Here is a 13,726-nt window from a genome sequence, read left to right as displayed (position 1 = left end):
CCGTCCACCCCAACACCGCCAGGCGCCAGGATGATCACCGCGACGCGTAGCTGGACGCAGCCGCGCAGCAGTCTGTCCTCCTCCCTCCGAGGCACCTTTCGCCGCTCACTCGCGCATCAGCATCCCCTGGGCCTCACGCTCGAGGTCGATGTACGGCTCGCCGCTGACGTCGACGGCGACCCGCTTGATCGTGCCTCCGGTGAAGCGGTAGGGACGCTCGCCGGGGTAGTCCTGTGTCACCGGGTCGCCGACGTCGCGGCCGACGGCCAGGCCCTCGCCGGCGATCATGTAGCTGCCGGGCTGGAGCTTGATCCGCCCCTCACCGACCTTCGCGTCGCCGTGGAAGAGGGACAGGACGCCGGTCGCCACCGGTGTGACTTCGCCGTCGTCCTTCTCGAAGGACGCTGCCAGGATGAGGTTTTCGCCGGTCGGCAGGTCCTGCGTCGCGACCACTCTCTGCTCGACGATGCCGACGAAGCTGTTGACGTAGTGCAGCCGGTTGTCCTTGACGTAGAGGCTGTGACCACCGAAGCGGGACCCCTGCGCGAAGAGCACGCCCTGGGCACCCGGCTCGGGAAGGTCGACCAACGCGCCGATGACGAACGACCGGCCCCGAACGACGACGGCCTGGGCCTCGGGCACCTCGGCGTGGTTGGGGTAGTAGACGTAGCGGCCCCGCGGCGCGGAGAGCTGCGGGCGCGGTGACACGAGGATCTCCAGCGCCGACCGGTCGTCGAGCGGGAAGCCCTCGTTGGCGCCGGCCTCGGCGTACCAGAGGTTGACCATCTCGCGGAGCTTGTCGGGTTGCTCGGCCGCGAGGTCGTGCAACTCGGAGCGGTCGACGTCGACGTGGTAGAGCTCCCACTGGTCCTCGTTGAAGTGCCCCCACCCGCTGATCGTCGGGTGGGTGGTGACGGCCTTCCAGCCGTCGTGCCAGATGCCCCGCGACCCGAGCATGGAGTAGAACTGCGTCTGCCGCTCGCCGGGGGCGTTGGCGTCATCGAAGCTGTAGCGCATGCTCACGCCGTCGAAGTGGCTCTGGGTGTGGCCCTTGATGGTGGCCGGGGCGTCGATGCCGAGGGCGTCGAGCACGGTGGGCACCAGGTCGATCGCGTGGTGGTACTGCTCGCGGATCTCGCCTTTGGCGGTCATGCCGGCCGGCCAGGAGATCACGCACGGGTCGGAGGTGCCGCCGTTGAGCTCGTAGCGCTTCCACATCTTGAAGGGCGTGTTGAACGCCATCGCCCACCCGTTGGGGTAGTGGTTGTAGGTCTTCGGCCCACCCAGGTCATCGAGCATGGCGAGGTTGGCGTCGATGTCGTCGGGGATCCCGTTCATGAACAGCATCTCGTTGACCGACCCGTTCGGGCCGCCCTCGCCGCTGGCCCCGTTGTCCGACACGAGGATGACCAACGTGTTCTCGCGCTGGTCGGTCTGCTCGAGGTAGGTGAGCAGCCGACCGATCTGGGCGTCCGCGTGGGAGAGGAACCCGGCATACACCTCGGCCATCCGGGAGAAGAGCCGCTGCTCCTGTTCCGACAACGAGTCCCACGGACGGGTGGTGTCCACGGGAGGGAAGGGCTGCCCCTCGGGACCGGTGCGCGTCTCCGGGGTGCCGAGCGGGTTGATCGCCGGCAGCTCGGTGTTCGGCGGGACGATACCCATCTCGATCTGGCGGGCCAGCGTGGTCTCGCGCATCGCCTCGTAGCCCTCGTCGAACCGGCCCGCGTACTTCTCGATCCACTCCTTGGGGGCGTGGTGCGGTGCGTGGCAGGCGCCGGGGGCGTAGTAGAGGAAGAACGGCTTCTGCGGCGCCACCGCCTTGGCGTCCATGATGAACTCGATCGCCTTGTCGGTGATGTCCTCGCCGAAGTGGTAGCCCTCCTCGGGCGACCTCGGCTGGTCCACGGGGTGGTTGTCGTAGGTCAGCTCCGGGTACCACTGGCTGGTCTCGGCGCCGAGGAAGCCGTACCACCGCTCGAAGCCTCGTCCCGTCGGCCAGTTCCGACGCGTCGACGCGAGGTTCATCTCGACGGTCGGGCACAGGTGCCACTTGCCGACCATGTAGGTGTTCCAGCCCCGCTCGCCGAGGATCTCCGACAACATGCCGTTCTCGGGCGGGATGGTGCCGCTGGCGTTGGCGAAGCCGCTGGCGCCCTCGGTGATGCAGGCCATGCTGTTGCGGGTGTGGTTGCGCCCCGTGAGCAGGCAGGAGCGCGTCGGCGAGCACAGCGCGGTGGTGTGCCACTGGGTGTAGCGGACCCCGTCGCCCGCGATCTTGTCGATGTTCGGGGTCTCGATCGGACCGCCGTAACAGCTCATCGCCGAGAAGCCCACATCGTCGAGCACGATGTAGACGACGTTGGGCGACCCGTCCGGCGCCTTCGGCGGCGCGAAGGGCCCCCAGTCCTCCACGGAGTCCCGGATGTCGACGTTGACCTTGCCCTTGAACGGGACGCTCATGGCTCCTCGAATCTGTTTCGTGACGAAGGCGACTGCTCGCCCGCCGAGTTCGAGCGCGCCAGGTCGGCTCGCCTTCCCCCGAGACAACCGCCATCGCGACGCCGCGGCATCGCCCGGACGGGGTGACGTGTCGCCGTGCCTCAGCGTCCGCCTGCCGCAACGAGGGTCTCGGGGTAGCGTGTCAAGCGTGACGACGCCCACGGGGCTGACGGCGCTGGTCGAGGTGTCAGGCGGCTCGTTCGCCATGGGAGCGGATCGCTTCTACCGGGACGAGGGCCCGATCCACGACGAGACCGTCGGTGCGCTCGCCGTCGAGCGCCACCCGGTGACCAACGCCCAGTTCGCACGCTTCGTCCGCGACACGGCATACGTCACCGTCGCCGAGCGACCCCTGGACCCGACGCTCTACCCCGGCGTCGCGCCCGAAGACCTCGCCCCGGGGGGACTCGTCTTCCGGCCGACTCCCGGACCGGTGGACCTCGGCGACTGGCGCCAGTGGTGGACCTGGGTGCCCGGCGCCACGTGGCGTGAGCCCTTCGGCGAGGGCAGCGCACTCACCGGGAAGGACGACCACCCCGTCGTGCAGGTGGCGTTCGAGGACGCGACCGCGTATGCCGCGTGGGCCGGTCGGCGCCTGCCCACCGAGGCCGAGTGGGAGCACGCCGCCGGCGGAGGTACCGGCACGACGTACGCGTGGGGCGACGAGGTCCGTCCGGACGGACGCCTCATGGCCAACACCTGGCAGGGCCGGTTTCCGTATCTCAACACCGGCGCCGACGGCTGGGTCGGCACGTCGCCCGTGGGCTCGTTCCCGCCCAACCATCTCGGCCTCGAAGACCTGATCGGCAACGTCTGGGAGTGGACGACGACGACGTATGCCGACCGTCACGTCGTGCAGCACGCGTGCTGCTCGCCCGCGCGGCCCACGGAAGCCGACGGCTCGACGACGGACCCGTCGGTCCGCAAGGCGCTCAAGGGCGGCTCGCATCTCTGCGCGCCCGAGTACTGCCTGCGCTACCGTCCGGCCGCCCGCTCCCCGCAGTCGGTCGACACGTCGACGACGCACATCAGCTTCCGCTGCGTCGTTGACCGCTGACCCCGCTGACCGCAGGGTTTCGCGGGCGGTCCCGCGGGCGGTCCCGCGGCGGGAGCATCATGGACCACAGGAGGCGAGGATGAGCGACGAGACCCGTGAAGCGATCCAGCGGTTCCACGACGCACTCAACAGTCACGACATCGACGCGTTGTCGCTGGTGGTGCATGAGGAGTGCGTCTTCGAGACCACCAACCCGCCCGACGGCACCCGGCACATCGGCCGTGCGGCGGTGTTGAGTGCGTGCCAGGAGTTCTTCGTCCAGTCTCCGGAGGCGCGGTTCACGATGGAGGAGGTCACGACCTTCGAGGACCGGGCGTTCGTCCTGTGGCGGTACGACTGGGCCGACGGGCACGTTCGTGGCGTCGATGTGATGCGCGTGCGGGACGGGAAGGTCGTCGAGACGTTCGCGTACGTGAAGGGGTAGCGCCTGCTTCACTCGATGCCGCTGTCGACTCGCCGACATGCCGACGGCATTCCCTGAAAGCAGGCATCGCGGCCCGGTCCCGGCCCTACCCTCGAAGGGTCCACGATGACAACCAGGGGGTTGGCGAGGATGTTCACACGACGGACGAGTGCCCTGCTCGCGGCGTCTGCGGTGGTCCTGACCAGCGCGGGACCGGCGGTGGCGGGCATCTACACGCCAGGGTCCTCCGGAGCAGGCGACCCCTACTTCCCACAAGCGGGAAACGGCGGCTACGACGTCTCCCACTACTCGCTGACCCTGGGCTACGAACCCGCTTCGAAACAGCTCACCGGCAGGGCTGTCATCACCGCGACCGCAACGCAGAACCTCTCGCGATTCGACCTGGACCTCCGGGGCTTCACCATCTCCAAGGTGCAGGTGAACGGCTCTCCAGCAGCCTACGAGCGTGCCGGCGACCAGGAGCTCGTCATCACACCCGACAGCGGTCTTCGCGTCGGTCGCTCGTTCACGGTCTCGATCGCGTATACCGGTGTGCCCCGAGTGGTGACCGACCCCGACGGGTCGATCGAGGGGTGGGTCCCGACCGCTGACGGCGCCTTCGTCGTCGGGGAGCCGCAGGGCTCACCCGGCTGGTACCCGGTCAACGACACCCCGCAGGACAAGGCGACCTTCGACTTCCACGTCACCGTTCCCGAGGGCCTCACCGTGATGGCGAACGGCGTGCTCGTGTCGCACCGGTCGTCGGGAGGACGCACGACCTGGGTCTGGCGAGAGAGCGACCCGATGGCTCCGTATCTCGCCACGGCCACCCTCGGTCGCTTCGACCTGACGGTCTCGAAGGTCGGAACCATCCCCTCCTACGTCGCCATCGACCCGACCCTCCCCTCGGGCAACGTCTTCCGGAAGCTTCCGCAGATCGTGCAGTTCTACGAGTCGATCTACGGGCCCTATCCGTTCAACGCCGTCGGCTCCGTCGCGGACAACGCCCCGGCCGTGGGCTACTCGCTCGAGACGCAGACGAAGCCGGTCTACGACCGGATGCCGGATGAGACGACGGTTGCCCACGAGCTCTCGCACATGTGGCTCGGAGACTCGGTCACTCTCCGCCGCTGGCCGGACATCTGGCTCCATGAGGGTTTCGCGACGTGGTCGGAGTGGATCTGGAGCGAGCACAACGGCCAGAAGAGTGCCCAGGGCTACTTCGACACGCTGTACAACACCCCCGCCTCGAAGACGTCGTTCTGGGCTCCCCCGCCCGGCAACCCGGGAGACGCGGCGCACCTCTTCGACGGGACGGTCTACGACCGTGGCGCGATGACGGTGCAGGCGCTGCGGAACAAGGTCGGTGACGACACGTTCTTCCACATCATGCGCGCCTGGGTGACGCAGAACCGCTACGGCAATGTCACGACCTCCCAGTTCGTCGCCCTGGCCGAGAAGATCTCGGGGATGAACCTCGACCACTTCTTCGACGTCTGGCTCTACCAGCCCCAGAAGCCGACCTCGTGGTGAGCACGACAGGACCGGCGGGGCGCTGTCGTCAGTCCACGATGGGTTCCCAGACGAGCTCCGCAACATCGATGACCAGATCGGAGCTCTGTGCCGCAGGGTCATCCGGCGCACGCACCTCGCCCACACACACGCATACGACATCGTTGAGGCGGCGGTAGCGGGCGTTGTCGCTGAGGTGGAGGACGGAACCGACGATCTGACGTCGCCCTGGAGGGTAGGCACGACCGTAGCCGTGCCACTCGAACATCAGCGTCGCTCCGTCGTCCGTCTCGATGACGGCACGGAAGTCCGGACGGAAGGGCCCCGTCGCGGTCCGACGCTGCGGGAAGTTCACACCGCGGAAGCGGCCGGAGATCTGGCCCTCGCATCGCCCCTCGGCGATCATCAGGTGCTGCTCCCACCCGCCCTCGAGCCCGACCACCCAACTCTCCGGGTAGGTGAAGCGGATCCGGTACAGCTGCTCGAGCCTCAAGGTTGCACTCCCCACTGGCAGACGAACCCTCTGACAGGATCGCACGCCGCAGCGAGGCGACGCGCCCCTTCCCTCAGCGGCCGGCGAGATCCAGTCCGAAGGCCGTCGCCATCGAGGGGGCGGCGGCGGCCTCCCCGAGCGGCGCTGCCGCGACGACCTCGCTGTAGAGGCGGGCCAGCGAGTAGTGGCTCAGCGGCGTGGTGACGACGGCGCCGTGCAGGGACGGGTGCGCCACGGCGGTCAGGACGAGGTTGTCCTGGTGGTGGTCGTCCTCGTCGGCGGTGACCACGATCGCGAGATGTCCGGCCCTCCAGTCGGGACCGGCCATCACCGTCCCGATCTCGGTCCGGAGCCAGTCGTCGGCCACCGAGAGATCGCAGTCGTGGGCGTCGTTGCACAGGTCTGGGATCACCATGCCGGCGTTGGGCAGCCGTCCCGCGGCGGCATCCTTGCTCAGCTCCGGGAACGGCACGTCGTACTGGAGGCAGGAGGACCGCTCGCTGAGGTAGTACGGCCACGGGTTGTGCTTGACGACGTACTGTCCCGAGTTCTCCGGTGCGCAGTTGCCGGGCATCCCCTCGGCATACACCTTCGCCGTCTTGCCCACCGACAGCGCCTGGCCGAACACCGACGGCTGGTCGGTCGTGTGACTGGACGGCGGGGCATCATCGGTGACGCCGAACGTGCTGCCACCCGTCATCGCGAGATAGTTCGGCAGCGAGGGGTGCGCCACCGCGCGGTAGCTCGTCGCGTGGGCGAACTCCTGGCCCAGTGCTGCCGTGAACGGCATGGCTTCGCGCATCTGGTCCAACGAGTGGTTCTCGACGACGAACGTCAGCAGCTTGGTCACCTTCGTCGGCTGCACCGTGGCGAAAGTGGCGGGGGCGGGAGGGGCGGAGGGCTCTCCCGCCCCGCAGCCGGCGAGGCCAAGCAGTGCTGTTGCGATGACCAACCCCGCCACCTTGTGCGACACGTGTCCCCCATGGTCCGAAGCGGATTGCCGCGGAGACAGTACCGCGGGGTGCTCGATGCGGGCTGGGAATGCCGGCGTGAAGCGGCCGGTGGGAGAGTGGGCCGATGGAGATCCAGCTCAGCATGCTGATCCTCGAGGTTCGCGACCTGGCGACGTCGATCGCGTTCTACCGCGACGTCGGTCTCGACGTCCCCGATCCGGTGTCCGGTCGGCCGGTCGTCATTCACCGAATGGGCAGCGGCGTCAGCCTGCTGCTGACGACATCCTTCGCCGCCACTCACGATCCTGCCTGGACGCGCCCGGCTGGGGGCTACCAGCAGCTGCTCGAGTTCTATGTCGGCGACAACGCAGCGGTCGACCGGCGTTGGGCCGACCTCGTCGCCGCAGGCCATCCCAGCCGCATGCCACCCACCCAGACCGCGGGCCCCTACGCTGCCATGATCGACGACCCTGATGGCAACGTCGTCCTTCTCACCTCGGACGAGGCGGCGCGGGTCGACACGGACGACGCGTAGCGCCACCCGGCATACCCGGCCTGACGTCGGGTTGCGAGCGGAACGCTGGCAGGGCGTGCGGGGTGCGGGAAGATGAAGTATGCGTGAGGTGTCGGTGAGTGCCGAACCGATCGATCGTTTTGCCCGGGTGCTCCCGCCGGAACGGGTTGCGCTCCTGAAAGAGGCTGCCGACCGATCCTCCCTGCTGCTGAGGGGCCGGACGGTGTGGAACGTCAGCTCCACCGAGCGGGGTGGCGGCGTGGCCGAGATGCTCCAGACGTTGGTGGCCTACGGGCAGGGCGCCGGTGTCGAGACGCGCTGGTTCGTCCTCACGGGCGACGAGCGGTTCTTCACCGTGACCAAACGGTTGCACAACCTGCTCCACGGCTTCGCCGGGGACCGGGGCGGCCTCGACGAGGCCGACAGGGACCACTACCGCGATGTGATGGCCCGCAACCTCGAGGTCTGGCAGAACCGGGTGCATCCCGGCGACATTGTGCTGCTTCACGATCCGCAGACCGCCGGCATGGCGGGCGCGCTCCGGGACCGGGGCGCGCACGTCGTCTGGCGTTGTCACATCGGAGCCGACCGGGCCGACGGGCACACCGGCCGCGGCTGGGAGTTCCTCCGGCCGTTCGTCGAGGCCGCCGACGCGTGCGTCTTCTCGCGGAGAGAGTACGCGCCAGCCTGGCTGCCGACGCCCCGGGTCTGGGTGATACCGCCGTCGCTCGACCCGTTCAGCGCGAAGAACGCGCCCATGACGACCGACAGCATCCGGGGGGCCCTGCACCGGGCCGGTATCGTCGAGCAGCTCACGGGGGACGGCACTCTCGCGTTCGTCCGCCGCGACGGCACTGAGGGCACGGTCCGAGTCCACCGCGGTCTGTTGTTGGACGAGGACCGACCGTTGCCCCCGGCCGCCGACGTGCTGCTGCAGGTCAGCCGGTGGGACCACCTCAAGGACATGGCCGGCGTGCTCACCGGGTTCACCGACCACGTGGACCGCTTCCCCGACGGCGTGCACCTGCTGCTCGTGGGGCCGAACGTCGGTGGGGTGAGTGACGACCCCGAGGGCGCCCAGGTGCTCGGCGAGTGCCGGGGGCTGCGTGCCGCCCTTCCGCCGTCGAAGCGTGCCCGCGTGCACCTGTGCTGCCTTCCCATGGACGACGTCGACGAGAACGCACACCTCGTCAACGCGCTCCAGCGGCACGCGACCGTCGTCGTGCAGAAGAGCCTGATGGAGGGCTTCGGGCTGACCGTCACCGAGCCGATGTGGAAGAAGCGCCCGGTCGTCGCCTCGGCCGTGGGCGGCATCACCGACCAGATCGAGGACGGCCGCAGCGGGGTGCTGCTCGAAGACCCCACGGATCTCGAGCGCTTCGCCGCCCTCGCCGCGGGCCTCTTCAAGGATCCGGAACGTCGGGCGCGGCTCGGGGCCGCCGCCCACGAACGGGTGACCAGTGCGTACCTCGGCGACCGCCACCTGATCCAGTACGGCGAGCTGTTCACCTCCCTCGTCGCCGGCTGACGAGCGCGCACCCGTCTGCCCCGCGGACCGTGACCGGACCCGGTTCACGGGGGAAGGATGTTGATCACCCGGGACAGCACCACGACGAGGACCCCGAGGGAGATCATCGACTGGATCGCCATCAACCCTTTGACGCGGTGGGTCAGTGGGAGGGTGTCGGTGGGGCTGAACGCGACGACGTTGGTGAACGCCAGGTAGAGGTGGTCCGGGAATCGTGGCTGCCAGTCGGGTGGCGCCAGTCCCGGGGTGCCGGTCTGGGGGAACTGGAAGTCGGGATAGCGCCCGGCACCCGCCCGGCGCACGTCGGGGCCGCCGCCGTCGATCTGCCAGTAGAGCAGCCCGAACGTGACGATGTTGGCGGCGAGCAGGGTGACCGCCGTGACGAGGAGCTGGGTCACGGTGGGTGGCGACTCGCCTTCGGGGGTGCTTCGCAGGACGAGTGCCACGAGCCTGACCGCGGCGGCGGTGTTCGCCAGGATGAGAACGGCGACCAGCGACAGCACCAAGGGGCGAGCCGCCCGTGGGACGGGTCCCGGCTTCGCAGCCACGGCGAGGAGTATCAGGACCACGGCCGCTTCGATGGCGGGCACGACGAGCGGGGGTCCCTCACGCAGCTTCGCCGGCACCAGAACCTGCGGGAGGATGACGACGCAGAGGGCGACCAGTGCCCAGACGTAGGTCTCCGGCGCCGGAGCAGGGCCCGGCTGACCGGAACCGGCGCCGTGCGGTGTCTCCGGCTGGGGACCGGTTGACGGCTCGTCGGGCATGGGCCCATCATGCGCCGACCAGCGTCGACCGTCACCGGATCCGTCGACACGCCACTGGCGAAAGGCGACTCCCATGGACAGCAGACACCAGCAGGTCGACCCCACCGGACAGTCGGGCCACTCCACCGAGCGAGCGCTGGTTCTCGCCGGCGGCGGAGCGGCGGGCAATGCCTGGGAGCTCGGTCTCATTGCCGGACTGGCCGACGCCGGCATCGATGTGACCGGTGCCGACCTCATCATCGGGACCTCCGCAGGTTCGACGGTGGCTGCCCAGATCACCAGCGGCACCAGGCCGGCCGACGTGTATGCCGCCACCCTCGCCGAGGTGCACCAGCCCCGGACCGGCGGGGCCGGAGCGGGCACGGGACGCGCCCCGAGCGTCTCGGGCCCGAGCTACCTGGAGTGGTCGAACCGCGTCATCAGCTCGGCGACGGATCCGTCGGACATGCGCCGCAGGATGGGGGCTGCGGCGCTCGAGCTGGATGCCTCGGAAACGTCGAGCCGGACTCGCTGGCGCGACATCGTCGCCGCGCGGCTGCCCAGCCAGCAGTGGCCGCACCAGCGCGTGCTCATCACAGCCGTCGATGCGCAGACCGGCGAGCCCGTCGTCTTCGACCGCCACAGCGGAGTGGACCTCGTGGATGCCGTGGCGGCGAGCACCTCGGCGATGACGCCCTACCGCATCGGTGAGCGCCGGTACATCAACGGCGGCTACCGCCGCAGCGAGAACGCCGACCTTGCGGCGGGCTGCGGACGGGTGCTCGTGCTGTCTCCCTTCGGTGGCAGGACGCGCATGCCGCTCGAGTGGGGCATGGACCTTGCAACCCAGGTCGACGAGCTGCGCGCAGGCGGCAGCCGCGTGGAGACGGTGTTCCCGGACAGCGGCGCGGGTGACGTCTTCGACGCCAATGCGTTGGATCCGTCAACCCGTCCGCAAGCCGCCCGAGGGGGCTACCTCCAGGGCGCTGCTCTCGTGGAGGTGCTGACCGACTTCTGGCGCTGACGCCGGCCCGGCGCGTGGCTCATTCCGCCCACGTGGAGGTCGAGCCCGGAGGTATCGTCGGGCCCATGGCGCACTTCCTGCTGCTCCATGGGGCCTGTCACGGCGGTTGGTGCTGGGATCCGGTGTCCACGATCCTGGACGCCGCCGGGCACCGGACGACCGCGCCCGACCTCCCTTGCGAAAGCCTTGACGCCGGCTTGACCGAGTCCGCTGACGCCGCCGTCGCCGCGTTGCCGGACGGCGTCGGCGAGGTGGTGGTCGTGGGTCACTCCTTGGGCGCACTCCTCGCGCCGCTGGTGGCTCACCGGGTGCCGACACGACGCATGGTCATGCTCGCCGGAGTGGTGGGCGCTCCCGGGACGAGTCTCGAGTCGCTGGCCACGGAGGACGCGGATCGCGATGTGCCACTGGAGGATTCAGACCTCGAGTTCGACACGGAGGGCCGGTTCCGCTTCACGGACGCCGGTGCTCGACGCGTGCTGTACCACGACTGTCCACCCGACGTCGCAGACGCGTCCATCGCACGGTTGAGGTTCCAGCGCTCGATGTGGCGTGACGTCGCCGAGTTCGACACATGGCCACAGGTGGAGACCTTGTCGGTCGTCTGTGCCGAGGACCAGGTCGTCGATCCCGCGTGGTCGCGACGGGTTGCCCGCGACCGGCTGGGTGTCGAACCCATCGAGCTGCCGGGGGGCCATTCGCCCTTCCTCGCGCGACCTGCCGCCGTGGCGGCCGTCCTCATGGACGGCCTCTGACGATCAGGTCAGACGCTCCACTCGCTGGCCAGGACGGCATACGAGAAGGTGTCGCTCCAGCCGGCCGACCGGTGCAGGGCGTCTCCGACGGCATGGAGCTCCCGACGCATGCCCACGCGTTCCATGACCCGCCAGGACGGGATGTCGTCGGCGAAGCAGGTGGCCACGACTCGCCGAACTCGTAGCTCCGCGAAGCAGATTCGCATCAGGTCGCGCACGGCCTCGGTCGCGTAGCCGTGCCCCGTGAAGTGCGGGTCCAGCACCCACCCCAGCTGCGCCTGCACCTCGCGAGCCTGTTCGGCGACCTCCTTCTGTGACCAGGCGTCCTCGACGCGGAGCATGAGGTCGCCGATGATGCGTCCGTCCAGCTGGACGACGAGGGTGGTGGCCATCCTGTCCTCGTCCTCGAAGGTCGTGCGGTAGGACTCGAGCCCGTCCGGCGCCTCCGTCAGCCACCGGCTGACCGACTCCAGGCGACGGAAACGCCACGTCGCGTCGGCATCCCCTCGCAGCGCGGGCCGCAGCTCGAGACGCTCGGTGGTCCGGGGCCAGTCGAGCCGAGACAGCGGGTGCCTCGAGACGCCGGGCTCGTCGGGCAGGGCCTGCACCGACAGCAGTGAGGCGCCGAGGTCGCGGAGCCGGGCCAGCCGTCCATGGAGCTCGGCCTGGTCGCGCACCGGCCCCGTGAGGGTCGTCGTCCCGTCAGGGTCGTGTCGAAGGGCGAGGCCGTCGAGGACGCGCGTCCAGTGCTCGTCGAGGTGCCCGGCGACCCGGAACTCGTAGCAGGTGGTCATGGTCGGCCGACCCCGGCCAGGACCCGCCCTCCGCGGCGACCCCGAGCGGCACTGTGGCGGCGGATCGCCCACTCGGCGACGGCCAGGTTGACGACCCAGGCCGCCGCCCTGGAGGCGTCCAGCGCAAGGGGGCTGTGCCCGAACAGGGCAGCACCCGCGCCCTCGGTGAAGGCCTGGGTCCCGGCAGCAAGCGCGATGGCGTAGGCGCGGGTCATCCAGGCCCGGTGGGTCATGACGTCATGCCGTCGGATCGCGACGACTCCGAGGAGCAGGGCCGTGGCCATCGCGGGGCCGAAGACGAGCCGCAGCACGAACAGCAGCGGCCCGGAGCCCGGCTGGGGCGGGACGAACAGCGTCAACCACAGGGCCGACACCGCCACCCCGAGGCCGGCCACCACGAGAACTCGGCCCGATGCTCGATGCCATCCCGGGCGGCGACTCCGCAGTCCGGGAGCGAACTGCAGGGCGCCGAGGAGTGCATACGTGGTCGCGGAGACGATGTGCACCACGACGGGCAGCGGGGAGGCGGTGAACCTGGGGTCGCTCGGGATGAGCGACGGGCCGCCGTTCAGCTCGACCAGGCGCGCGGTGCCAGCCAGGACGGGGATCAGGCTCAACGCGATGAGGGCTGCCGGCACGCGCCACCCCCGCTGCCGGGTCGTCATCGGACCGCGGCCTGCGGCCGGCCGGCGGCAGTGGCCGCGGGGGCGAGCGTGCCGGACGCCTCGCGGCGCTGGTCACGCCACAGCGAGACACCGAGACCGATCAGGGCGATGCCGGTGGGGACGGCGAGTGGGCGGTTGAACGAGGCCGGAAGGACGGCGAGGGCAACGGTGGAGAGGTTCCCGACGGCGAGCAGGGCGGCTGCCCACCTCGAGAGGATGCCTGCGCGGAACGTCGCGATGCCGAACACGAGTCCGCCTGCGACGTAAGCCGCCCCGGTGACCGCGAAGACCGTCGTCAAAGCACCGATGTCCCCCGTCGCGTGCCCACCGAACGCGGCGACGACGACGTCGTTGACGTAGCCCGGCGCCGACGTCGCTGCGGTCGGCAGCACGAACGCAGCCGCGAACTCGGTTCCGAACATCAGAAAGTAGCCGGCACTGAGCAGCAGGTAGCCGACCAGGCCGGAGACCCCGACCGTGGCGCGCTGACGCAGGTACAAGCCGGTGATACCGGCCAGCGCGAGGGCGGTCATGACGGTCTTGGCGGTGCTGCGCACGAACCAGTCGGTCGTCGTCACGGAGGCGACCTCCATGGCGGGGTGGTTGATCTGCACGAGGACGAAGATCGTGCCGGCGACGGCGGTTGCGATGCCGGCCGCCTGGCCGAGACGGGAGGTCGTGATGGTCATGATGGGGTTCCTTTGCCGGAGGCGGTCCCGGGGGTTCCGGGGACAGCTCGAACATAGGAACGGCGACGGTGTCACCGAATCACCAAGCGAT

14 protein-coding genes are annotated in these 13,726 nt (G+C 69.7%); 7 read left to right on the top strand and 7 right to left on the bottom strand.

Annotation, left to right across the window (positions count from 1 at the left end):
- Positions 1–105: 105 nt before the first annotated feature.
- Positions 106–2,463 carry an arylsulfatase gene (locus AC1DIW_RS16210; protein ID WP_478109427.1) on the bottom strand — a complete coding sequence of 786 codons (2,358 nt, stop codon included), beginning with the start codon at positions 2,461–2,463 and terminating at the stop codon, positions 106–108.
- Between the two features lie 187 nt (positions 2,464–2,650).
- On the opposite strand from AC1DIW_RS16210, the gene AC1DIW_RS16205 reads away from it, so the two are divergent.
- The 3 genes from AC1DIW_RS16205 (at position 2,651) to AC1DIW_RS16195 (ending at position 5,495) form a co-directional block, all read left to right on the top strand.
- The gene (locus tag AC1DIW_RS16205) at positions 2,651–3,559 is read left to right on the top strand and encodes a formylglycine-generating enzyme family protein (RefSeq protein WP_478109425.1); all 909 of its coding nucleotides are present in this window, start codon (positions 2,651–2,653) and stop codon (positions 3,557–3,559) included.
- Entirely contained in the window at positions 3,549–3,983 is a 435-nt protein-coding gene (locus tag AC1DIW_RS16200; RefSeq protein WP_478109423.1) for a nuclear transport factor 2 family protein, read from the top strand. The genes AC1DIW_RS16205 and AC1DIW_RS16200 overlap by 11 nt, the downstream gene beginning before the upstream one ends.
- A 129-nt stretch (positions 3,984–4,112) precedes the next feature.
- Positions 4,113–5,495, top strand: a complete 1,383-nt coding sequence (locus AC1DIW_RS16195) for a M1 family metallopeptidase (protein ID WP_478109421.1) — start codon at positions 4,113–4,115, stop codon at positions 5,493–5,495.
- Positions 5,496–5,523: 28 nt separating this feature from the next.
- Here the strand turns inward: AC1DIW_RS16195 and AC1DIW_RS16190 are convergent, their stop codons facing one another.
- Together AC1DIW_RS16190 and AC1DIW_RS16185 are read right to left on the bottom strand one after the other, a co-directional pair.
- Positions 5,524–5,967, bottom strand: coding sequence for a DUF3237 domain-containing protein (locus AC1DIW_RS16190; RefSeq protein WP_478109419.1), 444 nt, complete (start codon positions 5,965–5,967; stop codon positions 5,524–5,526).
- A 73-nt stretch (positions 5,968–6,040) separates the two neighbouring features.
- Positions 6,041–6,832: an alkaline phosphatase family protein gene (locus AC1DIW_RS16185; RefSeq protein WP_442278114.1), complete on the bottom strand. Its 792-nt coding sequence runs from the start codon at positions 6,830–6,832 to the stop codon at positions 6,041–6,043.
- Between the two features lie 212 nt (positions 6,833–7,044).
- Here AC1DIW_RS16185 and AC1DIW_RS16180 point away from each other — a divergent pair, with 212 nt between their 5' ends.
- Positions 7,045–7,455, top strand: coding sequence for a VOC family protein (locus AC1DIW_RS16180; protein ID WP_442278113.1), 411 nt, complete (start codon positions 7,045–7,047; stop codon positions 7,453–7,455).
- 202 nt (positions 7,456–7,657) lie between these two features.
- Positions 7,658–8,962, top strand: coding sequence for a glycosyltransferase (locus AC1DIW_RS16175; protein WP_478109417.1), 1,305 nt, complete (start codon positions 7,658–7,660; stop codon positions 8,960–8,962).
- A 44-nt stretch (positions 8,963–9,006) separates the two neighbouring features.
- On the opposite strand, the gene AC1DIW_RS16170 is transcribed toward AC1DIW_RS16175, so the two are convergent.
- Positions 9,007–9,729, bottom strand: coding sequence for a hypothetical protein (locus tag AC1DIW_RS16170; protein WP_442278111.1), 723 nt, complete (start codon positions 9,727–9,729; stop codon positions 9,007–9,009).
- Positions 9,730–9,802: 73 nt separating this feature from the next.
- Here AC1DIW_RS16170 and AC1DIW_RS16165 point away from each other — a divergent pair, with 73 nt between their 5' ends.
- Positions 9,803–10,732, top strand: a complete 930-nt coding sequence (locus tag AC1DIW_RS16165; protein ID WP_442278110.1) for a patatin-like phospholipase family protein — start codon at positions 9,803–9,805, stop codon at positions 10,730–10,732.
- Between the two features lie 65 nt (positions 10,733–10,797).
- On the top strand, positions 10,798–11,487 hold the full coding sequence (locus AC1DIW_RS16160; protein WP_442278109.1) for an alpha/beta fold hydrolase: 690 nt from the start codon (positions 10,798–10,800) through the stop codon (positions 11,485–11,487).
- Positions 11,488–11,495: 8 nt separating this feature from the next.
- Here the strand turns inward: AC1DIW_RS16160 and AC1DIW_RS16155 are convergent, their stop codons facing one another.
- Genes AC1DIW_RS16155 through AC1DIW_RS16145 form a run of 3 tightly spaced genes read right to left on the bottom strand, consistent with a single transcriptional unit; the run spans position 11,496 to position 13,635 of the window.
- On the bottom strand, positions 11,496–12,281 hold the full coding sequence (locus tag AC1DIW_RS16155) for a GNAT family N-acetyltransferase (RefSeq protein WP_442278108.1): 786 nt from the start codon (positions 12,279–12,281) through the stop codon (positions 11,496–11,498).
- Positions 12,278–12,946, bottom strand: a complete 669-nt coding sequence (locus tag AC1DIW_RS16150; RefSeq protein WP_478109415.1) for a DUF2306 domain-containing protein — start codon at positions 12,944–12,946, stop codon at positions 12,278–12,280. The genes AC1DIW_RS16155 and AC1DIW_RS16150 overlap by 4 nt, the downstream gene beginning before the upstream one ends.
- Positions 12,943–13,635 (bottom strand): hypothetical protein, encoded by a 693-nt coding sequence (locus AC1DIW_RS16145; protein ID WP_442278106.1) that lies wholly within the window; start codon positions 13,633–13,635, stop codon positions 12,943–12,945. The genes AC1DIW_RS16150 and AC1DIW_RS16145 overlap by 4 nt, the downstream gene beginning before the upstream one ends.
- Positions 13,636–13,726 lie beyond the last annotated feature (91 nt).

This window comes from Terrabacter sp. 01T434 (genome assembly GCF_056398545.1).
This window is presented reverse-complemented; position numbering and strand designations above follow the sequence as displayed.